Below are 22,530 nucleotides of genomic sequence, written 5' to 3'. Positions count from 1 at the left end.
CGGCTGCTTTTTATTTCGTGTGTTTAACCATTAATAAGTATTGGCAGGGCTGCTTTTTAGGAGTGTTCCTATTGACGGAGTGTGGCTGTTATTTCAATAAAGACTAGCGCGCAACAGTAAGTTTCAGTGACGTTGAAAGTGTAAGAAAGGTGAGGCGTTCAAGGGTTTTTCAGAGCACTCCTATATGGAGTTTGATGCGCCGTCCCTAAACTTAATCCTGCAACAACACAGAAGCTCTCCGATAAACGGAAGCTTTACAACTTACTGTAGAACATCGCTCTCTCGGAGTTACTCATGAATTACAAAGCCCGCGCCCTCGCTGTACTGGTCGCTGCCACAGTCTCTTGCGCTGCTCTGGCTTCGGACGGAAAAATCGATTTCAACGGCGAACTCAAAGCCGAAACCTGTCAGGTAGCAGTGAACGGTGCCAGCGGTGCGAGCGGCACGACCGTCACGCTGCCAACCATCTCCACTGCTTCCCTGGCTGCCGCAGGTCAAGTGGCCGGCCAGACAGGTTTCAACATCGAGTTGAGCAAGTGCTCGGCCGCGATCAAGACCGCTGCTGCATTCTTTGAAGCGGGCGGCAGTGTTGATCCGGTCAGCGGCAACCTGAAGAACGTGAGCGGTTCTGCCACCAAGGTTCAACTGCAACTGGTTGACGCCACCAATGGCGCAAAAATCCAGGCCGGCAACACCGCGCAGGTCACGTCCACCAGCCGTATCGATGTCGACGCTACCACCACCTCTGCCACCCTGCCGTACGCTGTCCAGTACTTCGCCCAGGCGGCTACTACTCCGGGCACCGTTGTCAGCTCCGTGACTTACTCCATCAACTATCAGTAAGTCGCAGGCCATGGACACACGCCCTGTTGATGTTTCAAGGGGCGTGCTTCCATGCGGCAACGGGATTGCTTTATGTCTTGCTCACTTGCATTCAAGCAACTGCTCCTGGCAGGGATGGCGACACTGATGTGTTCCCAGGCCTTGGCTGGGGTAGTGATTACCGGAACCCGTCTGATCTACCCGGCGGACCAGAAAGAAATCACCGTAAAACTCAATAACAACGGCACGCAGCCGGCGTTGACCCAATCGTGGATCGACACCGGCGACGTCAAATCGACCCCGACCAGCTCCCAGGCGCCGTTCCTGCTTTCGCCACCGGTGGCGCGCATTGATCCGACCAAGGGCCAAAGCCTGCGGCTGATGTTCACAGGGGCTCCCTTGGCCCAGGACAAAGAGTCGGTGTTCTGGCTTAACGTGCTGGAAATTCCGCCCAAGCCTGAGGCCGGCACCGACCTCAATACCCTGCAAATGGCGTTTCGCTCACGGATCAAATTGTTCTACCGCCCGAGCGATTTGCCGGGCACTGCCAGTGAGGCGATTGAGCAGGTGCAGTGGCAACTGGTGCCGGCACGTGACGGGCAAGGCCTGGCGTTGCAGGCGTTCAACCCGACGGCGTTCTATGTCTCGCTGGTTGAACTGGAACTGGTGGCTGGCGCCCAGCGTGAGCGCAGTGAAGACGGCATGATCGCTCCGGGTGAAACCCGGCAGTTCGTACTGCCCGCGCTCAAGGCACGACCAGCCGGCGATGCCCAGGTGGAGTTCAACGCCATCAATGATTACGGCGCACTGGTCCCGACTCGGAAACCACTCCAGCGCTGATCAATCCCTGACGTTTTTACTCGCGAGTCACTTATGTCGACCTCTTTCAGCTGCAGGTTTTTTCTGCGGGCGCGGCCTCGCTTCGCCTTGAATCCGCTCACGGCCTTGATCCTCAAGGTGCTGGCCGTTGCTCCAGGCGTAATGGCCGTGCAGGACGCACTGGCGCAAGAGGTGCAATTCAATGACGCGTTCCTGCCTGAGGACTCGCGCAATCTCGACCTTGATGCCTATCAGGCTGGCAACCCGGTGATGCCGGGGCAATACCGTGCAGACGTGATTCTTAACGGGCAGTTGAACAGCCGCCAGGATATCCGTATCGAGGCCCAGGCCGACGGCAGCAAGCCAGTGGTGTGCATGACCCGTGGCTTGCTTGAGCGCCAGGGCGTGGAGATGTCCAGCCTGTCACCCGAGGCCAGCCTGGCCCTGGACAGCCAGGGCTGTGCAGCGCTGGGTACGCTGATCCCGAGCGCCACCGCGACCTTCTCGCCAGACAACCAGGCCCTCGACCTGAGCATCCCGCAAATGGTGCTCAAGCGAAATGCGCGCGGTTATGTCAGCCCCGAGTTGTGGGACCGTGGCGTCACCGCCGGTATGCTCAGCTACAACTTCAGCGGCAACCGTAACCACACCCGCAGCGGCAATTCCGACTCGGCGTTCCTGGGGCTGCAGGCCGGTCTCAACCTGGGCGACTGGCGCTTGCGCCACAATGCCTCGATGAATTGGCAGTCGCGCCTGGGTACCAATTACCAGGCCCTGGACACTTACGTCCAACGCGATATCACTGCGCTGAAAAGCCAGTTGACGGTGGGCGAGTCCAACACCACCGGTGAGATCTTCGACACCTTGTCGTACCGTGGCGTGCAACTGGCCAGTGACGACCGCATGTTGCCCGAATCCATGCGCGGCTATGCCCCGGTGATCCGTGGCATTGCCCGCACTAACGCGCGGGTGACCATTCGCCAGGCCGGCAACATCCTGCTGGAAACCACCGTGGCCCCCGGCGCATTCGTGATCGATGACCTGTACTCCACCGGCTACGGCGGCGACCTTAACGTGAGCGTGGCCGAGGCCGACGGCACCGAACAGAACTTCATCGTGCCGTATGCCTCGGTCAGCCAATTATTGCGCCCTGGCACCTCGCGTTTCAGCCTGACTGCAGGTGAAACCCGCAACAACTACGTCGACCAGCAGTCGCGTCTGTTGCAAGGTACTGTGCAGTATGGCCTGAACAATACCTTCACAGGCTTTGCCGGCATGCAGTCAAGTGATGACTACACCGCGGTGCTTACCGGCCTGGCATTTGGTACGCCCATCGGGGCCATGGCCGTCGACTTGACCCACGCCCAGACTGACCTGGCCACCGGTGCCGCCAAAGGGCAGAGCATGCGCGTGTCCTACAGCAAGAACGTGCTGAGTACGGGTAGTAACTTCTCCGTTGCGGCCTATCGGTTTTCCACCAGCGAATACCTGGATTTCAGCAACGCCATACAGCTGCTTGATGCCGAGAAAAGTGGCTGGGACACCAGCATGTTCGGGCGCCCGCGTAGCCGTTTTTCGGTGACCGCTGACCAGAGTCTCGGAGAATGGGGGCAAGTGGCAATCAGTGGTTTTGCGCAGAACTATTGGAACCTGCCGGGCAGTGACTTGCAGTACCAGTTCAGCTACAGCAAGCAGTTCAATCGCATCAGCTTCAGCGTGAACGCCAACCGCAGCCGCATGGGCCTGGGCGATATGCAAAACAGCTTCTTGCTGACCATGAGTATGCCGCTGGAATTTGGTGCGTCTGGCCACAGCCCGCAAATCACCGCGCAGGTGGGGCGTGATAGCGAAGGCAACTACAGCGAACAGGCCGGCATCAGCGGCACCGCTGGCGATGACCGCCAGTATGGCTACGGCGCAACCTTCGGCCATGATGGCGCCAGCAACAGCAAGAGCGCAGCCCTCAATGGCCAGTACACCGGCGCAAGGGCCATGCTCAGTGCTGCCCTGGGCCGTGGCGATGGCTATACCAGCGCCTCGGTGGGCGCCAGCGGCACGGTGGTGGCCCATGCCGCCGGCGTAACCATGACGCCGTATCGCGGTGAAACCATGGCGGTAGTCAGTGCGCCGGGTGCCGAAGGCGCCAAGGTCTCGGGGTATCCAGGGCTCAAGCTCGACAGCCGCGGTAACGCCGTGGTGCCGTACCTGCGCCCTTATGAATTGAATGAAGTGGCGATCGACCCGATTGGCAGTTCGCTGGATGTCGAACTCAACGAAACCAGCCAGCAAGTGGCTCCGCGTGCTGGCGCCGTGGTGCACCTCAAATACACCACCAACCAGGGCCGCGCGGTGTTGCTCAACGTGCGCCTCGACGATGGCAGCAGCCTGCCCTTTGGTGCGGGCGTGACCGATGCCGAAGGCACGTCGGTGGGCATGGTCGGGCAGGGCGGTCAGTTGTACGCCCGGATCAAGCCTGAAACCCGCCAGTTGCTGATCAACTGGGGCAGCAAGACCCATCAGCAGTGCGCGCTGGTGATCCCGGCCGGCCCCGGCGAGGGGCAGCAGTTGCAGCAGTTGGACGCCGTATGTGCGGCCGGTAAACAGGTGGCTGGCAGCGTACAGCCCAACACTCTTCAAAAGGTACAGTTATGAACATCGGCGCTTTGATCAAGGCGGGCCTGGCCGTCGGCGCATTGTGGGCGGTGGCCGGGACGGCCATGGCGGTCACGTGCACCTACATGGACGGTATTCGCCCGGCCGTGGGCTCCATGCCATTGCAGGTTTCGGCGATCACTATCGGGCGCGATGTGCCAGTGGGTACTGAAGTGTATCGCCAGAAATTCAGCATGGCGTCAGGCCAGGCGCCCAAGCTTGAGTGCCTCTACGCCCCGTATCAGCAGTGGACCGAGCTGACTGTCGAATCCAGCTATGCCCTAGCCAGTGTGTCCAGCGGGACGTATGCCAACAAAGTCTACAGAACCAGCATTCCGGGGCTGGGGGTCGCCTTCAATAGCTTGGGTGGCCCGTTGCCAAGGCAATCTGGTAAAGCCTGGACCACCTGTACGAGTGGCTGGAGGTGCCTGGTCCCATTTGAAGGGCCCTCGAACTTTGAGCTGATCCTGATCAAGCTGGGCGATGTGACGCCGGGTGTACTGATGGGCAGTACGTTACCGATCGTGAGCCTATTCGGTAACTTCGGCGACGCCAGGATGCAGGGTTTCAGGATGGGCATCTCCGGCAGCATCCAGATCGTCTCGCGCACTTGCAGTACGCCGGATGTGTCGGTGCCCATGGGCTCGCACCTGACTGCCAAATTCACCGGGATCAACAGCACTACGGGTTGGACAGACTTTGCCATTGCCCTGAACAACTGCCCGGCGTTCAGCGGGATCTATACGACTAGCGGGCCGAACTGGGTTTCGCAAAGTGGCAACTCACCGTCTGGCACCAGTACCAGTAGCGGCACCCGGGTCAACAACTCCTTGCAGTACCGCATCGACCCGGCGCGTGTGGCGATCAACGCAACCAACGGCGTGCTTGCCCTTGACCCTAGCGGGACGGGCACGGCACCTGCCGCAACCGGTGTCGGCGTGCAGGTGGCGACCAGCAACGGTACGCCTGTGCCGTTGGCAACCAACCGAGCCAGCGGCCTTACCTTGCGCACCACCGAGGGCAGCTATTCGATCCCCCTGCGTGCGCGTTACCTGCAAACGGCCAACACGGTCACGCCGGGGCCGGCCAATGCCTCGGCGACGTTCACGATTATTTATCAGTGAGGGCCAGCAACCGCGCAATCTCCAGTCGCAATGCGCCGTGGACGTCTTCGGCGTACGGCGTGGCGGTTTTCCAGTCATAGAACCAGACCGGCATCTTGCGATAGTGCTCCGCTTCCGAGGCGTAGCGGGGGAAGATGTGGCAGTGCAGCTCCGGCTCGGAGTTGCCGAGGATTTCGTAGTTCATGCGCAGCGCATCGGTTGCCTGCAGCACGGCATCGCCAAGGCGGGCCATGTCCAGCAGGTAGGTGGTCCTGGCCTGGGTGTCCAGATCGTTGAGGCTTGACACCACGGGATCGGGCAGCAGCAGGCAGTAACCCGGCAGAAACTGCACATCGCCCATCACGGCCCAACCGGAGGCCATTTTGCAAATCACCTTGTCATTGGCGCCGCTGCGCGCCAGTGCTACACGTTGCGAGATCAGAGACATCCGTAGTCCTTAAAGGGGCTGGCGAAATGCCGCATTGAAACACGGATCAGAGGGCGCGCGGTTGACTCCTGCAGTAGCCGGCAAGCCAGCTCCCCCATGAGATCCCTGTCGCAACCAAAATCCCGGACCTGCCACCAACCCCCTGTGGGAGCGGCGGTGCGACGATTCGACTTGCCCGCGAAAGCGGTGTTTCAGTCACAATTTTTGGTGGCAGGTGCACCGCCATCGCAGGCAAATCAGGCTCCTACATACAGCAGGTTATTGCTGTAATTGAAGGGCCTCACGCTTGAAGAAACGCTTTTGCTCAAATGGAATATCTTCGCGGTCGCCATAGGGGGCGCTGTACCAGTTGCCGTAGGTCGGATTCGGTAGCAGGAACCAGCGCTGGCCGAACCAAGCCGCGTAGGGTTCGACCGCCCGGCGTTGGGCGGCCAGGGTGTTGTGTTCGGCCTGGACGAAATCCCCCAGGGAATCACCAGCCATCAACAGCACCCGCGCCTGGCTGGCGACCCATTGGCGCCGGCAGTTCTTACCGTAGCCCGCCTGTTCACAGTGGCCGGTCGGGGTAGCGGCTGCCAGCACCTGCTCATTGCTTTCTACCGGGAAACCGCGCAAACGCAGGTTGTCGACGGTGGCCTGAACCTGGCTATGCTCACGGTTGGTCAGGTAATACACCTTGATCCCGCGTTGCTTGGCCGCCTGCAAAAACGCCACGGCGCCGGGCAGGGCCTGGGCCTTGGCCTGGTCGACCCAGGTGTTCCAGCGGTCATAGGAGTAGACCTGGTTGTTGACGATGTCCCGGGCATTGAGTGGCACGTTGTCCAGGAGGGTTTCATCGATATCGACGATCACCGCCGGCGGCAGGCCGGCCAGGTTGCGCGGGGCAAAGGGCAGGGCGTCCCAGTCCTTGGTCGCCAGGGCCACGTCGAGCTGGCGGGTGGCGTCGGCGAACACCTGGCGATAGATCAACTCATGCTCGATGGACGTCTGGGTCCACAACACTGCATCCAGTTGGTCGTTGGCGGGTGGGCGCTGTTGGCAGCCCATCAGTACCGAAGAAAGCAGGCATACGCCGGCAACATTCATCAGACGCATAAAAATAGTCGGCCTCGAAAAATGGCGATAGGGGAGCGACGATCGGGCCCCGCACAGTACCGCAATATTGCGCGCCAGCCTGCATCGGGCATCTATTTTCACAAGGGTTAGATCGTTTATTTCCTTATCGAAGGTACATAGCTGTTTAGTGAATATCCATTGCGTCCATTTCCAGGCTGCTGCGTAGGCTACGGATGCAATAACAAGTATCTGTCTGCTGCCGCGTCTATGAAGTCTGCCGCAAGTGACGAGTAGACGGTCTGGCAGCCATTTACGCTGCTCGGCTGACGTCTTGCAGCGTGATGCGTCATCTCTAGAATCGGCCCCAGAATTTAGTCCTTTCCTGTCGATTACGGAGTTTCGAACATGATGAACGCCATGCAGATGCCAATGAACAACGCGATGCCGATGATGCCGATGATGGGCATGCCGATGATGATGGCCACCATGCAGTGCGAAATGACCGGTGATGCCATGATGTGCACGATGAAACCGGCAGCCGGCATGGACATGGCGATGTTCAAGAACAACGCCGAAATGATGGCGATGATGATGAACTGCGGCATGCCGATGATGATGCAGTGTGCCAATCTGTCGATGATGTGCATGTCGCAAGACACCATGGCCATGATGAACAACATGCCGGCGATGAACATGCCCATGGGTATGTCGATGCCGATGATGAAGTGCGTCATGGAATGCACCCTGCAAGCCGATGGCATGACCTGCAAGATGATGCCGATGCCCGGCATGAGCATGGCGATGATGGACAACTGCTGCATGCTGATGAAGAAAATGATGAATGACTGCGCTATGCCGATGATGATGAGCTGCAACGGCATGCCGATGATGTGCTGCACCTGCTGACAGGCTGTTCGCGGGCATGAAAAAGCCCCGCCTGATTGCTCAGGCGGGGCTTTTTGCGTTCAGTCCAGGCGTTCGGGGTGGATGATGACCAGGAACGCCAGCGCATCGCTGTCTGCCGGGTTGCGGTAGCGGTGGGGCTGGTCGGCATAGAACAGAATCGAGTCGCCGGTGGACAGCAAGTAGCGCTCCTCGTTGACGCTGACTTCCAGCACGCCCTGAGCGACCACCAGGTTTGCCTGGATTCCTGGCCTGCGGCCTTCACACACCTCTTCACCGCGCGCGCTCAGGCGTATCTCATAGAATTCCGACTGGCGTGACATGTCGTCGGGAAACAATGCACGGCTGACGAACGTACCATCGGCACTCACCAGGCGCTTGCTCTGGTGGGCGGGCAGTAGTTCAACTCCTTCGAACGAGCGGTTTTCCAGGAACGCCGCCACCGACACTTTCAGGCCCTTGGCGATTTTGCACAGCACCTTGATCGACGGCACACTGCGCCCGGACTCGATTTGCGCGAGCATCGCCCGGCTTACTCCACAGGCGCGGGCCAGCGCATCCAGGGATAAGTAGCGTTTGCTGCGCAGACGCTGCAGGTTATGCGCGACGCACTGGCCGATGGCATCGTCGTCGCGGGTGGCGCAATCCTTGGGTTGAACGGTGGGAGGCAGCCGTTCGGGAATGGCCTGGAGAAAACTCATCGGCCTTACGCCCGGCGTGTATCGGTGGATGTGTTGCTGGTCTGCAAGGTGAACCCCGACAGCCCGGCACGCGCCGCGTACATTGCCCACATCAGCTCGGCCGCTGCACGTGCCTGGCGGCGCTTGCGGTGGAGGGTGAAATCAATGACGTTGGCGGATATCGACATGGGCAGTCTCGGCTGACGGTGGTGACTCGGTTGCTCCACATTACTGCGTGCGGCTTATTTCCTTAAATACTGAGTTTGCATTTATTAATTCTATTTTGGACTTAAAAACAGACGTGACCTGCCGTATCCCATGTTCTTCCAACGCTTGAACTTTTCCAGGATTCGGCCCCATGCGCCTGCCTCAACCTTTGCTGTTTCTCCCCCCTCGTTGGCTCGGTTTCGGCGTCGCCCTGACAATCAGTCACCTGGCCCAAGCCCAGGAGACGCTGCAACTGGCGCCGCTGCAAGTCACCAGCACTGAGCTGAGCGAAGGCGAGGCGGCCCAGGCGCAACTCAAGCAGGTGCCCGGCGGGACCAACTACGTTGACATGGCCAGCGTCGAGCAGGGCCGGGTCAGCAGCAACGAAGATGTGCTCAAGTACCAGGCCGGCATCTACGCCAAGGCTGCGAACAACGAAGGGACGAAAATCTCCATTCGCGGGTCGGGCATCAACCGTGGTCCTGGCAGTCATGCGTCCGGCCTGTATGAAACCATCGACGGCCTGCCACTCACCGGCCCCGGCGGCACGCCTTACGAACTCAAGGATCCGTTATGGCTAAGCCGGGTCGAAGTGCTGCGTGGCGCCAACGGGTTTGACCGGGGCGCATTGGCCCTGGGCGGGGCGGTCAACTATGTGACCCGCACAGGCTACGATGCCCCCAAGTTGCGCGTGCGCTATGAGGCCGGCAGCCATGGTTATGCCCAGCGGGAAATCAGCTCCGGGCAAGTGCTGGGCGATGCCGACTATTACATCAGCCTGACCGATGCCGAGTACGACGGCTTCCAGCAACAGAGCGCCGGCAGTGGCAAGGGTGTGGCGGCCAACTTCGGCTACCGGTTCAACCCGGACCTGGAAACGCGCTTCTATTTGCGCTACCGCGAAACCGCCAACGACAGCCCCGGCAAACTCACACGCCAGCAGATCGAACACAGCCCGCGCGCGGCCAACGCGGTCAACCTGGCGCGCGACTCCAAGCGCTTGCAACCGGGCTCTACGTGGATCGCCAACAAGACCACCCTGCAACTGGACGATAACGCGCGTATCGAGGCGGGCCTGGTGTACCACGATTACCCGATGGACCTGCGCGAGGGCACCAACCGGTTGAAGGTGGCGTACACCGATATCAGCGGTACCTTGAACTACATCCGCCAGGACACTTTGCTGGGGCGTGACAGCAAGACCACGGTCGGCCTGCGCACTACCCAGGGGATGCCCAATAACGGCGTGTCGGAATACGTGCGCGTGCCCGCCGGCGCCACGGCCACATTCGCTCCGGGTACCAAGACCCGTGACTACAGCTACCTGGGGTCGGATACGGTGTTGCACGTGAGCAACGACCTGGAACTGCTGCCCGACCTGTGGCTGACCACCGGGCTGGCGGCGATCTACACCCGCCGCGAAACCGAAGTCACTTATCCCGAGACCCATGCCCCCTTGAGCACCCACGACTGGGACTATGCGCCGCGCGTGGGCCTGCGCTATGACTTCAATCCGCAGTTGCAGGTGTACGGCAACCTGAGCCGGTCGGTGGAGCCGCCACATGCCTGGTCGATGATCTGGGGGTCCAATAAGTTCTTCCCTAAAGAGACTAATAATCCGGCATCAGGTTTGACCCGCGAAGGCGTGGAGCTGCAAAACCAGACCGCCACCACCCTGGAAGTGGGCGGGCGCGGCGAAGCCTGGTTTGGCCAATGGGACCTGGCGTTGTACCACTCGCTGGTGCGCCACGAACTGCTCAGTGTCGAGACCCAGGCGGCCACGCTCAACACGTCGCAGGTGGTCGCCGAATCCAACGCCAGCCCGACCATCCACCAAGGCGTGGAACTGAGCCTCACCAGCCCGCTGTGGGACGGTGGCAATGCTGGCCGCCTGGCCCTGCGCCAGGCCTACACCTACAGTAACTTCCACTACCGTGACGACCCACGGTTTGGCGACAACACGCTGCCCGGCATCCCCAAGCACTACTACCAGACGCAGTTGCGCTACAGCCATCCCAGCGGCTTTTTCAGCAGCCTCAATGGCGAGTACTCCTCGCGGGTGGCGGTGGACTACGCCAACTCCTACTACGCGAAAGCCTATGGTTTATTGGGCGCCACCATCGGCTATGACGCGCCCAAACAGGACTGGCAAGCTTGGATCGACCTGCGCAACCTGACCAACCAGCGCTACGCCAATACCGTGACCCCGGGGTACGACGACCACGGCAACGACATGGCGCGCTCGACGCCGGGCGACGGCATGGGCGTATATGCCGGGGTTTCCTGGAGCTTGCGTTAACCTGCCTCCCCATGAAGGGGGGCTGTCATGCCAGAGAGCTTGTCGGGGCGAGGGGGCTTGTCCCCCGATGGGCTGCGTAGCAGCCCCAATAAGGCACATCCCATTTTCCTGACACACCGATGAGGCAGGTTTGGGGCCGCTGCGCAGCCCATCGGGACAAGCCCCCAAGCCACAAAGGCCCCCTTGCCCTGCCATCGTTTTACTGTCATCGTTTGCGCGATTGGTAATCTTTCTTGTTTGAGAAATTTTTGCGCATGCATGACTTTCCTGTGGCCGACTGTGATATGGCCCGCCGCCAGCAGACACTCACCGCGCTCTACAGTGACCATCACTCCTGGTTACAGGGGTGGCTGCGCAAGAAACTCGGCTGCTCGCAGCATGCGGCGGACCTTGCCCAGGATGCATTTGTGCGGGTATTGCTGCTGGCCGAACCGCACAACATCCAGGAGCCCCGGGCATTTCTCGCGACCACAGCCGGGCGCTTGCTGATTGACGGTGCGCGGCGGCGCAAGATCGAGAAAGCCTATATGCAAGCCCTGGCCATCCAGTACGAAGACGCCGGCATGCCAGACCCGGCGACCATTCATGTGGCGCTGCAGGCCCTGGAGCGCATAGCGCTGATGCTCGCCGGCCTGCCGGACAAGGCCCGCGAGGCGTTCCTGCTCAGTCGCCTGGACGGGCTGACCTACAGTGAAATTGCCGCCCAGCTTCAGGTCTCGCCCAGCACGGTGAAAAACTATATCTCCAGCGCGCTGGTGCATTGCTACCAGACGCTGCATGGCGCGGACCCGCTTTGATGTCCTCTGAACAGATTGTCAGCGAAGCGGCGCAGTGGCTGGCGTTACTCAACGACGAGGACGTCAGCACGGCCGATCGCGAGGCATTCAAGGCTTGGTGCGCAGCCGACCCACGTCACCGGGTGGCTTTCGAGCGCATGGGGGCTTTGTGGGGCAGCCTCGATGAACTGCCTGCCGAACCGGCACGCCTGGCGCTGAATCAGGCCTTTATCCCACGCAAACCCGGGTATGCCGTGCGCGGCGGGCAGGTCCTGGGGTTGTTGGGTGTGCTGGTGGTCGGCTGGGCGGGCGTCGAGCAACTGCCCCTGTGGATGGCCGACCAACGCACCAGTGTCGGTGAGCGGCGCCAGCTCGCCCTGGCCGACGGCAGCCAGGTGCAACTCAACAGCAACTCGGCGCTGGACGTGAAGTTCGACGGCCGGCAACGCGTGATCGAATTGCTCAAGGGCGAGATGTGGGTGGAGGTGGCCAAGGATGCGCAACGGCCATTCGTGGTGCGCACCGACCAGGGCACGGCGACGGCACTGGGTACGCGTTTTCTGGTCCAGCGTGCAGTGGACGGCTCCACCGTGGTCACGGTGATCGAGTCAACGGTAGCCGCCAAAGGCAACGACAGCGCTGCGGTGAAAGTGACCGCAGGCCAGCGTGCGATCCTCAAGCAGGGCCGCGCGCAGCCGGCGCAACCGGTCGGCAGCGGCGACCCGGCTGCCTGGACCCGTGGCTTGCTCACGGTAGATGACCGGCCGTTGAGCGAAGTGCTGCAGACCCTGGCCAGCTATCGCCATGGAATGGTGCGTTTTGACGCCCAAGCGTTGCAAGGCATGCGAGTGTCGGGGGTGTTCAAGCTCGATGACAGCGACGCGGCGCTGGCGACCCTGGCGGATAACCTGCCGATCAAGGTGGAATATTTCACCGACCTGATGGTGGTGGTCAAACCCCTCTGAACGGGCTGGAAACGCCCCCTCAAATAAAAATCTCTCTCATTCATACCCGATTTCCCGACATGGCCGTCATGGAATATAGAACTCCATTTTCCAGGACCTCTCATGTCACGCTTTGCTCGTCCGTTGCACCCACTGGCGCTGTCGGTGGCGATGGCTTTTGCCGCTTTACCCCTTGCCATACCCACGGCATGGGCTGATGAAAGCAGCCATTTTTCGATCCCTGCCGGTGAACTGAGCCAGGCCCTCAACGGCTTTGCCGAACAGGCCGGGCTGGTCCTGGCCTTTGATCCGGCCTTGACCCGCGGCAAGCGCAGCAGTGGTTTGAGCGGGCAGTTGAGCAGCGACGCGGCACTGGCCCAGTTGCTGGCGGGCAGCGGTTTGCGTGCCCAGGCGTTGTCTGCCAAGCGCTACCGCATCGAGCCGATTCCCCAAGCGGAGGGCTCGGTGGAGTTGCAGGCCACCACCATCAGCGGTGCTGCTCAAAGTGAAAGCCCCATTGGCCCGGTGTCTGGCTATGTCGCCACACGCAGCCTGTCCGGCACCAAGACCGACACCGCGCTGATCGAGACACCACAGTCGATCTCGGTGGTCACCAAGGACCAGATGCGTGCGCAGAATGCCGAAAGCCTGAACCAGATCCTGCGTTACAGCGCTGCGGTCGTCCCGGAAACCCGTGGCGCCACTGCCTCGCGCCTGGACCAGTTGACCATCCGTGGCTTCTCGCCAGTGACTTACCTGGACGGCCTGCGCGTGGCATCGAGCCGCGATGCCTCGCCGCAAAAAGATGCCTTCGACCTGGAACGCGTGGAGGTCCTGCGTGGCCCGGCCTCGGTGTTGTACGGCCAGGGCAGCCCCAGCGGCGTGATCAACCTGGTCACCAAGCGCCCGCTGGATACGCCGTTCCATGAAGTGGGCGTGGAGTACGGCATCTTCAACAAGAAACGCACCACCTTCGACCTTAGCGGCCCGCTGGACGACCAGGGGGTGTATTCCTACCGCGTCGCCGGGTTGTTCGATGATGCAGACGGGCAGGTCGAGCACACTGAGACCCGCCGTCAGTCGCTGTCGTCGGCCTTCACTTGGCGCCCGAACGAGGCCACGTCGCTGACCCTGCTGGGGCATTTCCAGAAGGATCCCAAGGGCGCGTCCTACGGGTCGATGCCGGCGTGGGGTTCGGTGTTGCATAGTCCGCTGGGGCGCAAGATCGATGTCGACTTCTATGACGGCGAGAAAAATTTCGAGAAGAGTGATCGCGAACATTACTCCATCGGCTATGCCTTCGAGCATCACCTCGATGACGTCTGGACCGTGCGCCAGAACGCCCGTTATATGCGTAGCGAAGGGATCTATCGCAGTATCTACAGCAGCAACCTGCAGGCCGATTACCGTACGTTGACCCGCTCGACCATCGCCACCGATGTCGACATGGACGCCTACAACCTGGATAACCAGTTGCAGGGCAAGTTCGACACCGGCCCGGTGCAGCACACGTTGTTGATGGGGCTGGATTACCAGAACACCAGCGTCGATACCAAGGCCGGTTACGGCAAGGGATCGGACCTGGACATCTTCGATCCGGTGTACGGTGCACCGGTGACCACCCCGGCATTTTCCAGCGACGCGACCCAGCGTAGCGAGCAGACCGGTGTGTACCTGCAGGAGCAGGCGAAGTGGGACAAATGGGTACTGTTGCTGGGCGGTCGCTATGACTGGGCCAGCTCGGATAACAGCTCGTTGAGCTTGACCGACGGCAAGAAAACCAAATCCTCCCTGGACAGCAAAGCCTTCACCGGTCGCCTGGGCGTGGTCTATCTCTTCGATAACGGCCTGGCGCCCTACGCCAGCTACTCCGAATCCTTCTCACCGCAAACCGGTACCGGCTACGGCGGCTCGGTGTTCAAGCCCACTGAAGGCAAGCAGTACGAAATCGGCATCAAGTACCAGCCGCCGGGCAGCAACAGCTTTATCACGGCTGCCATCTTCGACCTGCGCCAGAACAACGTGCCCACCATGGACCCGGATCCTACCCACCTGTGCGGCAATGGTCGCTGCCAGGTCCAGGACGGCGAAGTGCGCTCCCGTGGCTTTGAACTTGAAGGCAAGGCCAGCCTCAACGACAACCTGGATATCACGGCGGCCTATGCCTACCTCGATAACCGCATCAGCAAATCCAACAGCACCGTGCGCTATGCGCCGATCACCGACATTGGCGTAGGCCCGGCCGTGCCGACCCAGGGCACCACCACCTACGCGGTGCCACGGCACACGGCTTCGGTGTGGGCCGACTACACCCTGCATGACGGCAACCTCAAGGGCTTCGGCGTAGGGGCGGGTGCGCGTTATGTGGGCTCGTCATGGGGCGATACCGCCAATACCTTGAAGGTTCCCGGCTACACCTTGTTCGATGCGTCGGTGCACTACGACATCCCCCACATCAACACCCCGGGCGACAACCTGCGCCTGGCGGTGAACGCCACCAACCTGGCGGATAAAGAGTACGTTGCGTCCTGCTATTCGTACTCGTGGTGCTGGTACGGCTCGCAACGTACGGTGCAGGCGAGTGCGACGTATCAGTGGTAAGCGCGGGTAGTTGATGAGGTTTTTTCCTACAGCGGCCTTTTACCAAGGCCGTTGACTCTCTATTATCCGCCCCCAGCACCTCCGGCCATGGAGACGCTCCATCAACTAAGGAAGTCGTAATGCACATTGGAAAAATGCTGGGGTTGGCCCTGATGATGTTGGCAGTGAGTGGCTGCGCCAGCTTCACCAAGGACGAAGTCGCGCCAGTCACCCTGCCATCGAAGGCGAGCTTCGCCAACAAGCCGAACGTTTATGTCGACTTTGATTTTTATCAAGGCGAACCGACCAACGCTGCCGCTGCTGAAGTACCCCAGGCGCGGGATATGCTGCGCCCGCAACTGCAAAAAATCCTCACCGACTCCGGCCTGTTCGGCCGTGTGACCCTCGATGAGTTCCAGAAGCAGCCAGGCGACTACAGCCTGCGCCTGAAGGTCTACAACCATCCGCCAGGTGGCGGTCAGATGGTACTGGCCTTTATCAGCGGCTTCACCTTCACCATCATCCCGGCGCTGGGTACCGACCAGTACACCATGAGCCTGGAAGCCCTGGACCCACAGGGCCAGGCGCTGAGCAAAGGCAGCAACCATGATGCGATCAACACCTGGTTGGGTATCTGGTTTATCCCGATGATGGCCTACACGCCAAAAGAAGCGGTGACCGATACCTTCACCCGCCAGGTCAATGCGTTGCTCAAGCAGATGGTCGAGAGCAATAACCTGAAGTACTCGGCACTGGATGCCGGTGTGCCACGGGCCTGATCCGGGCTGTAAAAAAAGGGAGCCGGTTAACCGGCTCCCTTTTTTTTACCTGGTGTTTTTACTTGAGTGCCTGAATGAACAGCGGGTCGCTGTACAAGGCCTTGAGCAGGTCACGCACCAGCGGGTTGTAGGCATTCGCCGCATTCGGAATCGCAATGGGACCGAAGAATGAACTGGACCACACGCTAGTCACTTCCTTGGTGGCGTCGTACACCACCGTGTCGTCCTTGAGCACGGTAAAGCGTGCGGCCAGTATGCCGTGGCCGGAACCCATGCCCGCTGTCAGCTCGTTCTTCACCAGCAGTACGTCAAGGCGCCGGTGAGCGCTTTGATTCAGCAGGCCGGCCAGGGACAGTTCCTGGGTGATTGCCGCCTGCACGTGAGCGGGGATACTGCCGGCAGGCGAGCTGATCGGATTGGCCCGGACCATCAACGAACCCTGGCCCGAGGCGGCAGTGACCTTGGCCTGGCTGATGGGTTGCAACGCGGGTGTCTGCTTGAGGCGCTGGACGTTGTCGAAATTGGGCTCGTATTGCGTCATGGTCACGCCGCAACCTTGCAGCAGCAGTAATACCAATGGGGCCAACATAAGAAATTTCTTCACGGCATTTCCTTGCGTGAGGGGGATAGGGGCGCGCGATTATGGTCAGGCGCGGGTAGGGCGGCAACCATGGCGGGGAGGGGATTACGTCAAGAAGGCATTTTGCTGGCCCCCGTCTAGCGCATGTTTCGCCAAAATCACTTTTATTTTCAGGTGGTTAGGTAGGATGCCAATGCGCAATGTAAAAATCACGCTGCTAGCCTTGGCCCTTGCCAGCGGGGCGGCGGCGGCGGCGGCCCAGGGCAAGGCGCTCCGTGAAGGGGATCGCTACATGTGCAGTTGGGGCGCGGGCACGGCAGCCAGGGCCCAGGAGCTGAAGTTGGCTGGCGTTTCATTGTATGCAGCGCGGCAGAAGATCCAGCGGTACAAGTTCGACAAGTCCTGGATGCGCATGATGGCCATGGGCATCACCGAGCAGACCTATGACAGCCCCTCGCGTCTCAAGCCGGCGGCAGTCCGTTCGAGCTTTTATGAAGAGTGCGTGCGCTACAAGTTGGCGCGCAAATAGAAGGGCGCAAGACCTACCGTAGGAGCTGGCTTGCCAGCGAAAAGCGTCAACGATAACGAGGGGTGTCTGGCCCCCGTGGTGCTCTCAGGTGCTTCGCCGGCAAGCCGGCGCCTACAAAAACATCAGCGCTATGCATAGATGTTTATTAACCCGATAGTTATTAAGGTTTTACTCTCGCAAGTTTGGAAGTTGCACCAAAAAGTGGCACGACAAGTGCCGTGCTCCATAAAAAATGTGTGGTTATTGAATGACTTAGCGCTGTTTTAATCCGACGAAAGGCTATTAATCAACTTGTTACAAGTTGTCTCTGTGGTTATTATGGCCGGGCGTTCACCTCCCACGGTTTATGCATTTTTAAATCCCAAGTTTCCATCAGCTACTTGGGATTTTTTTTGCCCGCGATTTGGCCTCACACCATGGCTTCGAAAAACTCAGCACGCATCCGGCCATTGCGCTTGGCCTGATACAACTGTTTGTCCACTTCCTCGACAAAGGTCAAGGCCTCGCTGCCTGGCTTGACCGTGGTGGTGCCCACTCCCAGGCTCAAGCTCAACAGTGGCGACACGCTGGAATGAGCATGCTCGATCTGTTGTTGGCGGATCAGGTGCAGGCAGCGCTCGGCCACGCGCCTGGCCGACGCTGCATCCGTCTCGGGCAGTAACCACACAAACTCTTCACCACCGATACGCGCAATGAAATCCCGTGGCCGGTTGGCGGCTTTTGACAAGGTGCGCGCGACCTGGCGCAGGCATTCGTCGCCCTTGATATGGCCGTAGTGGTCGTTGTACTGCTTGAAGTAGTCGATATCGAGGATGATCAGCGACAACGGCAACTGGCTGCGCAGGGCGCTGCTCCACTCTCGCTCCAGTACGGTGTCGAACATGCGCCGATTGGCAATGCCGGTCAGGCCATCCTGGAACGAATACTCTTCCAGTTGTTTTTGCAGGCGGATCAGGTGCTCCTCGGTCTGCTTGCGCTCGCTGATATCAAACATGAAGCCCACCAGCGCCTCCACCTCGCCTTCCTTGCGTACCACATGCACCACGTCGCGAATCCACACGTAGTTGCCGGTGCTGGTCAAGGCGCGGTAATCGGCCTCGTGATCGACGCCGGCCCGCGATTGCGACACGCAGAAATTGACCACGTATTCGCGGTCATCCGGATGCATGCGTTCGACCCAGTCGTCGACGCTGGCCCAGCTCTGGGGCGTCCAGCCCAACAGCGTTTCGATCTGCGGGCCGATGTAGCTGAAGGTCATGGTCTGCCAGTCGATGCGCCAGGGAATGGCTTTGGTCGACTCCAGCAGGGTTTTGTACACGGCGCTGTCGGGTTCGCTCGGGATGTCGCGGCGCATGGAGATGCTCCAGATCGGCAAAAACCATGAGCATCTGGTGATCCTTGCCAAGAATCAAGCGCCGCTGGCAACCTCGGATGAGAGGTTGCGGCGTGGTTTTTCTGACGCCATTGCACCAGCGCTTTCGCGCAAAAATGTGGGGTAGCTAACACTTTCGTAGGATTGGCCACACGGGTTGCACAACCTGATCTAACCTGCAGGGATCACGTCCATCGCGTCATGTGCGAACAAGGGTGCCCAGGATGATTCCCATCGTTGAGTTGAGCCGCATCATGGCGTCCGGTTTCGTCCCGCTGTCCTGCGACTGTAGCGTCAACCCCGAGGGTTTCTTGACCATCCGCGTATTCGAGCCCGAGTCCGGTCGCGTCGACCTGCTGTTGACCGGCGTCTCGCCCCAGGGTCTGGATAGCATCCGTGCCATCTCCAACCTGATCGGTGAACTGCGCACCGAGCTCAAGGCCGGGCGCCGTGGGTTTGCGGCATTCGGCTAGGCGTTAGAGCCTGCGTAGGAACGAGCGGACAATGCGCTTGGTGGCGTCGGTCGCATCCAACTGCTCCAGCGCACTGTAGGCATGCCATTGGCAGTCGATGATTTCATTGCAGGGCCGGGCCTGGTCGATGTTGACCACCGAGGCTTCAAACACGTGATGCAGCGTGTCACTGGCCTTCAACTCCTGCAGATACAACAAACCATCCACGTGCAGCCCGGTTTCCTCTTGCAGCTCACGCTCGGCCGCGCCGACCGGGCGTTCATCGCGCTCGACCTTGCCACCGGGCAATGCCCATTTCGACCTGGCCTTGCGCACGAACAGAATGTGCCCCTCGTGTTCGCAAATCACCGTTGCGCGTATTTTCATCGTCTGTGCCCCCGCAGCTGGATGATTGTCACAAAAGTGTAATGCAATTGTCATGCTGGGTCTTTATGGGGAGAGGCTGGAGACCGTGCAGGAAAACGCTGATACTGCCCAACTGAAAAAATACCGGTGAAGGAAAGTCAGATGAGCACCATCCGCTGGGGCATGATCGGTTGTGGCAGTGTTACTGAAGTCAAGAGTGGACCCGCCTTCTACAAAGCGCCAGGTTCGGCCCTGGTCGCCGTGATGGGGCGTCGTGAGGAAGCGGTGCGCGATTATGCGGCACGCCACGGGATTGCCCGGTTTTACACCGATGCCCAGGCGCTGATCGATGACCCTGAAGTAGATGCGGTGTACATCGCCACGCCACCGGCCAGCCACTTGGAATACAGCCTGCTGGTGGCGGCGGCGGGCAAGCATTGCTGCGTCGAGAAGCCGATGTCGCTGAATGCCGAGCAGAGCGCCTTGATGCAGCGCACTTTCGAGCGGGCCGGGCTGCATCTGTTTGTCTCCTATTACCGGCGCTCCCTGCCGCGCTTCCAGCAGGTGCGTACCTGGTTGCAGGAAGGGCGCATTGGCGAGTTGCGGCACCTGAGCTGGACCTTGTGCAAGCCGCCAGCGCCGACAGATACCCATGCCAGCAACTGGCGTACGGATCCGGCGATTGCCGGCGGTGGTTATTTTGCCGACCTGGCCAGCCACGGTTTCGATCTGTTCCAGTACCTGGCGGGGGATATCGTCGAGGTCACGGGCTATACCGCGCGCCAGGCCGGGCGCTATGTGGCGGAAGACGCCGTCACCGCCTGCTGGAGCTTCAGCTCGGGTGCGTTGGGCATGGGTTGCTGGAACTTTGTGGCTGACCGGCGCGAGGACCGGGTCGAGTTGATCGGCAGCACAGGGCGTATCACGTTTTCAGTGTTCGACGAGCAGCCGTTGCAGCTCGAAGCCGAGGTCAGCGAGACCCTGCATATTGCCCATCACCCCCATATCCAGTGGCACCACGTGCTGGGTATGAACGCGCATATCCGCGGCGAGAGTGTGCACCCGGCACTGGCGATCGAGGCCTTGAAGACCGACCGCATCATGGATCGGGTGTTGCAGCGCAAGCCGTGACCCACAGTTGTTGAGCTTTCGACAGTAGGGCGGCGCGTTACCTGACGGCGTTGCGGGGTAGTCGTTCATAACAATGGCCGCTTAGTTTATTTAAGGATTTGCTTGATGAGATGGAGAACCTCCTGGATCGCCCTGTGCCTGGTATTGACCGCCCTGGCTGATGCCGCCCCCCGTCATCAGGGGCAAGCCGGGGACTTTGATTTTTATGTGTTGTCACTGTCCTGGTCGCCGACTTTTTGCCTCACCCACCCGCAGGACCAGCAATGCACGGGCAAGGGCTACGGCTTTGTGTTGCATGGCCTGTGGCCACAATATGCGCGAGGCGGTTGGCCGGCATCTTGCCTGCCGCAGTCGCGGTTGTCGGCCGAGGACGTGGCCAAGGGCATGTCATTGTTTGTCACCGAGAAACTGCTCAAGCATGAGTGGGCCAAGCACGGCACATGCAGCGGCGTAGATGCATCCGAGTATCTGGACAAGACTGATACGGCATTGGGTGTGGTGCAGATTCCCCAGGCGTTCGAGCCTTTCAATGTGCCGGGCCCCCTTGCAGCCAGGGACATTGAAGCTTTGTTTCGCGAGAGCAACCCCAGCATGGGGCGCCACGGCATGGCTGTGATCTGCAAGGGCAAGGTGTTGTCGGAGGTGCGGGTCTGCTTGAGCAAGGAGCTGCGCTTTACCGGTTGCCCGCAGAGCATCAAGACGCAATGCCGCGCTGGCGAACTGCGGATTCCAGCCCAGCGATAGGTGGGTGGGCTTCTGACTAGCGGCTATTGTCAGAAAATCCCCACAGGAGTACAAATGTACTCCATGACGACTCTCACTCCCCGCCGTTGCGCCATCCTGAACTTCATCCGCGAGCGTATCGCGCAGCAAGGTCAGCCCCCCAGCCTCGCCGAGATCGCCGAGGCCTTCGGTTTTGCCTCGCGCAGTGTGGCGCGCAAACACGTGCTGGCGTTGACCGAGGCCGGGTTTATCGAGGTCAACCCGAACCAGGCCCGGGGTATTCGCCTGCTCAATCAACCGGCCCGCTCCGAATGGCTGGATGTCCCGGTGCTGGGCCGCGTTGCAGCTGGCCTGCCCATCGGCGCCGACGCCGAAGTGCACGCACGGTTGATGCTCGACCCTGCGACCTTTGCCCGGGTTCCGGATTACTTGCTGCGGGTCCAGGGTGACTCGATGATCGAAGACGGCATTCTCGATGGCGACCTGGTGGGCGTGCGGCGCAGTGCCGAGGCGCTGACCGGGCAGATTGTGGTGGCGCGCCTGGATGGCGAAGTCACCATCAAGCGTTTCGAGCGGGCGGGCGACAGTGTGCGTCTGTTGCCGCGCAACCCTGCTTATCAACCTATCGTGGTCCGTCCCGACCAGGACCTGGCCATCGAGGGTGTGTTCTGTGGCCTGGTGAGGCCAGGCTGATGGGCGCCGTGGTTGCACTGGACTCGCTGTTCAATGGCGGGCGGGTCTGGAAGGGGCGGCCGGCCGCGCCGCCGGCCAGTGTGCATCCCACGGGGCTGGCGGCCCTGGATGCGGTGTTGCCCAGCGGTGGCTGGCCAGAAGCGGCCTTGAGCGAAATCCTCGTGGCCCAGCAGGGCGTGGGTGAGTTGCAACTGGTCTGGCCGACCCTGGCGCGGCTGTCGGCGGCCGGCGAGCGCATTGTGCTGGTGGCACCGCCGTATACCCCATACCCCCACGCCTGGCAGAACGCCGGGGTGGACCTGCGCCAGCTCTCGGTGATCCAGGCCGATGAGCGCGATGCCTTGTGGGCGGCCGAGCAATGCCTGCGCTCTGGCAGTTGCGGCGCGGTGCTGTGCTGGCCGCGCAAGGCCGATGACCGGGCCTTGCGCCGCTTGCAGGTGGCTGCCGAGACCGGCCAGACCCTGGCGTTTGCCTGGCGGGCCATGGGCGAGGCGATCAACCCGTCACCGGCGGCCCTGCGCCTGGCCGTCGAGCCGCATCAGGTGCGGGTACTCAAGTGCCGGGGTGGTCTGGCCCATCCCGCGCCCATTGCCCTGGCCAGCGGGCACTGAGGTTG

At 60.8% G+C, this 22,530-nt stretch carries 24 protein-coding genes; 16 read left to right on the top strand and 8 right to left on the bottom strand.

From position 1 onward, the window contains the following. Positions 1-294 precede the first annotated feature (294 nt). The 4 genes from C5F71_RS00535 to C5F71_RS00520 all read left to right on the top strand — a co-directional run bounded on the left by C5F71_RS00535 (position 295) and on the right by C5F71_RS00520 (position 5,417). A complete protein-coding gene (locus tag C5F71_RS00535) occupies positions 295-843 on the top strand; it encodes a fimbrial protein (RefSeq protein WP_029293661.1) in 549 nt (182 codons plus the stop codon). A gap of 72 nt (positions 844-915) precedes the next feature. Then, positions 916-1,662 (top strand): molecular chaperone, encoded by a 747-nt coding sequence (locus C5F71_RS00530; RefSeq protein WP_029293662.1) that lies wholly within the window; start codon positions 916-918, stop codon positions 1,660-1,662. Positions 1,663-1,749: 87 nt separating this feature from the next. Continuing rightward, positions 1,750-4,293 (top strand): fimbria/pilus outer membrane usher protein, encoded by a 2,544-nt coding sequence (locus C5F71_RS00525; protein WP_371923362.1) that lies wholly within the window; start codon positions 1,750-1,752, stop codon positions 4,291-4,293. Next, the gene (locus tag C5F71_RS00520) at positions 4,290-5,417 is read left to right on the top strand and encodes a fimbrial protein (protein ID WP_104910367.1); all 1,128 of its coding nucleotides are present in this window, start codon (positions 4,290-4,292) and stop codon (positions 5,415-5,417) included. Before C5F71_RS00525 ends, C5F71_RS00520 begins: the two co-directional genes overlap by 4 nt. Here the strand turns inward: C5F71_RS00520 and C5F71_RS00515 are convergent. The 5 genes from C5F71_RS00515 to C5F71_RS29030 form a co-directional block, all read right to left on the bottom strand. After that, positions 5,404-5,844, bottom strand: a complete 441-nt coding sequence (locus tag C5F71_RS00515) for an HIT family protein (protein ID WP_104910366.1) — start codon at positions 5,842-5,844, stop codon at positions 5,404-5,406. The two genes, C5F71_RS00520 and C5F71_RS00515, sit on opposite strands and share 14 nt — an antisense overlap. 258 nt (positions 5,845-6,102) lie before the next feature. Then, entirely contained in the window at positions 6,103-6,939 is an 837-nt protein-coding gene (locus tag C5F71_RS00510) for a 5'-nucleotidase, lipoprotein e(P4) family (protein WP_029293666.1), read from the bottom strand. A gap of 350 nt (positions 6,940-7,289) precedes the next feature. Continuing rightward, positions 7,290-7,799: a hypothetical protein gene (locus C5F71_RS29560; protein ID WP_029293667.1), complete on the bottom strand. Its 510-nt coding sequence runs from the start codon at positions 7,797-7,799 to the stop codon at positions 7,290-7,292. Between the two features lie 66 nt (positions 7,800-7,865). After that, positions 7,866-8,504, bottom strand: coding sequence for a helix-turn-helix domain-containing protein (locus C5F71_RS00500; protein ID WP_029293668.1), 639 nt, complete (start codon positions 8,502-8,504; stop codon positions 7,866-7,868). A 5-nt stretch (positions 8,505-8,509) separates the two neighbouring features. Continuing rightward, positions 8,510-8,671: a hypothetical protein gene (locus C5F71_RS29030; protein WP_166647865.1), complete on the bottom strand. Its 162-nt coding sequence runs from the start codon at positions 8,669-8,671 to the stop codon at positions 8,510-8,512. 170 nt (positions 8,672-8,841) lie between these two features. Here C5F71_RS29030 and C5F71_RS00495 point away from each other — a divergent pair, with 170 nt between their 5' ends. The 5 genes from C5F71_RS00495 (at position 8,842) to C5F71_RS00475 (ending at position 16,068) form a co-directional block, all read left to right on the top strand. Continuing rightward, positions 8,842-10,989: a TonB-dependent receptor domain-containing protein gene (locus C5F71_RS00495; protein WP_104910365.1), complete on the top strand. Its 2,148-nt coding sequence runs from the start codon at positions 8,842-8,844 to the stop codon at positions 10,987-10,989. Between the two features lie 254 nt (positions 10,990-11,243). Continuing rightward, on the top strand, positions 11,244-11,786 hold the full coding sequence (locus C5F71_RS00490; RefSeq protein ID WP_104910364.1) for a sigma-70 family RNA polymerase sigma factor: 543 nt from the start codon (positions 11,244-11,246) through the stop codon (positions 11,784-11,786). Beyond that, positions 11,786-12,730 (top strand): FecR family protein, encoded by a 945-nt coding sequence (locus C5F71_RS00485; protein ID WP_029293671.1) that lies wholly within the window; start codon positions 11,786-11,788, stop codon positions 12,728-12,730. The genes C5F71_RS00490 and C5F71_RS00485 overlap by 1 nt, the downstream gene beginning before the upstream one ends. A gap of 102 nt (positions 12,731-12,832) precedes the next feature. After that, positions 12,833-15,310, top strand: a complete 2,478-nt coding sequence (locus tag C5F71_RS00480; protein ID WP_104910363.1) for a TonB-dependent siderophore receptor — start codon at positions 12,833-12,835, stop codon at positions 15,308-15,310. A gap of 119 nt (positions 15,311-15,429) precedes the next feature. Continuing rightward, entirely contained in the window at positions 15,430-16,068 is a 639-nt protein-coding gene (locus C5F71_RS00475) for a hypothetical protein (RefSeq protein WP_029293673.1), read from the top strand. A gap of 58 nt (positions 16,069-16,126) precedes the next feature. On the opposite strand, the gene C5F71_RS00470 is transcribed toward C5F71_RS00475, so the two are convergent. Beyond that, positions 16,127-16,672 carry a hypothetical protein gene (locus tag C5F71_RS00470; protein WP_029293674.1) on the bottom strand — a complete coding sequence of 182 codons (546 nt, stop codon included), beginning with the start codon at positions 16,670-16,672 and terminating at the stop codon, positions 16,127-16,129. Between the two features lie 169 nt (positions 16,673-16,841). Between C5F71_RS00470 and C5F71_RS00465 the strand changes: the two genes are divergently transcribed. After that, positions 16,842-17,177, top strand: coding sequence for a hypothetical protein (locus C5F71_RS00465; RefSeq protein ID WP_104910362.1), 336 nt, complete (start codon positions 16,842-16,844; stop codon positions 17,175-17,177). A 409-nt stretch (positions 17,178-17,586) separates the two neighbouring features. On the opposite strand, the gene C5F71_RS00460 is transcribed toward C5F71_RS00465, so the two are convergent. Then, on the bottom strand, positions 17,587-18,531 hold the full coding sequence (locus C5F71_RS00460) for a sensor domain-containing diguanylate cyclase (RefSeq protein ID WP_104910361.1): 945 nt from the start codon (positions 18,529-18,531) through the stop codon (positions 17,587-17,589). Here C5F71_RS00460 and C5F71_RS28860 point away from each other — a divergent pair. Continuing rightward, the gene (locus tag C5F71_RS28860; protein WP_158682839.1) at positions 18,530-18,676 is read left to right on the top strand and encodes a hypothetical protein; all 147 of its coding nucleotides are present in this window, start codon (positions 18,530-18,532) and stop codon (positions 18,674-18,676) included. The two genes, C5F71_RS00460 and C5F71_RS28860, sit on opposite strands and share 2 nt — an antisense overlap. 97 nt (positions 18,677-18,773) lie before the next feature. Next, positions 18,774-19,022 (top strand): DUF1652 domain-containing protein, encoded by a 249-nt coding sequence (locus tag C5F71_RS00455; protein WP_029293677.1) that lies wholly within the window; start codon positions 18,774-18,776, stop codon positions 19,020-19,022. A gap of 3 nt (positions 19,023-19,025) precedes the next feature. Here C5F71_RS00455 and C5F71_RS00450 read toward each other — a convergent pair whose 3' ends face one another. Next, positions 19,026-19,388 (bottom strand): NUDIX hydrolase, encoded by a 363-nt coding sequence (locus C5F71_RS00450; protein ID WP_029293678.1) that lies wholly within the window; start codon positions 19,386-19,388, stop codon positions 19,026-19,028. A 141-nt stretch (positions 19,389-19,529) separates the two neighbouring features. On the opposite strand from C5F71_RS00450, the gene C5F71_RS00445 reads away from it, so the two are divergent. The 4 genes from C5F71_RS00445 (at position 19,530) to imuA (ending at position 22,525) form a co-directional block, all read left to right on the top strand. Then, positions 19,530-20,498 (top strand): Gfo/Idh/MocA family protein, encoded by a 969-nt coding sequence (locus tag C5F71_RS00445; RefSeq protein ID WP_029293679.1) that lies wholly within the window; start codon positions 19,530-19,532, stop codon positions 20,496-20,498. 105 nt (positions 20,499-20,603) lie between these two features. Next, entirely contained in the window at positions 20,604-21,242 is a 639-nt protein-coding gene (locus C5F71_RS00440; RefSeq protein ID WP_070996093.1) for a ribonuclease T2, read from the top strand. A 54-nt stretch (positions 21,243-21,296) separates the two neighbouring features. Next, entirely contained in the window at positions 21,297-21,914 is a 618-nt protein-coding gene (gene lexA / locus C5F71_RS00435) for a transcriptional repressor LexA (protein ID WP_104910360.1), read from the top strand. Then, positions 21,914-22,525: a translesion DNA synthesis-associated protein ImuA gene (gene imuA / locus C5F71_RS00430; protein ID WP_092239267.1), complete on the top strand. Its 612-nt coding sequence runs from the start codon at positions 21,914-21,916 to the stop codon at positions 22,523-22,525. The genes lexA and imuA overlap by 1 nt, the downstream gene beginning before the upstream one ends. Positions 22,526-22,530 lie beyond the last annotated feature (5 nt).

The organism is Pseudomonas sp. LG1D9 (genome assembly GCF_002949995.1).
Classification (GTDB): domain Bacteria; phylum Pseudomonadota; class Gammaproteobacteria; order Pseudomonadales; family Pseudomonadaceae; genus Aquipseudomonas; species Aquipseudomonas proteolytica.
Note: the sequence above shows the minus strand (reverse complement) of the source record. Positions and strands in the feature narration are given on the sequence as shown.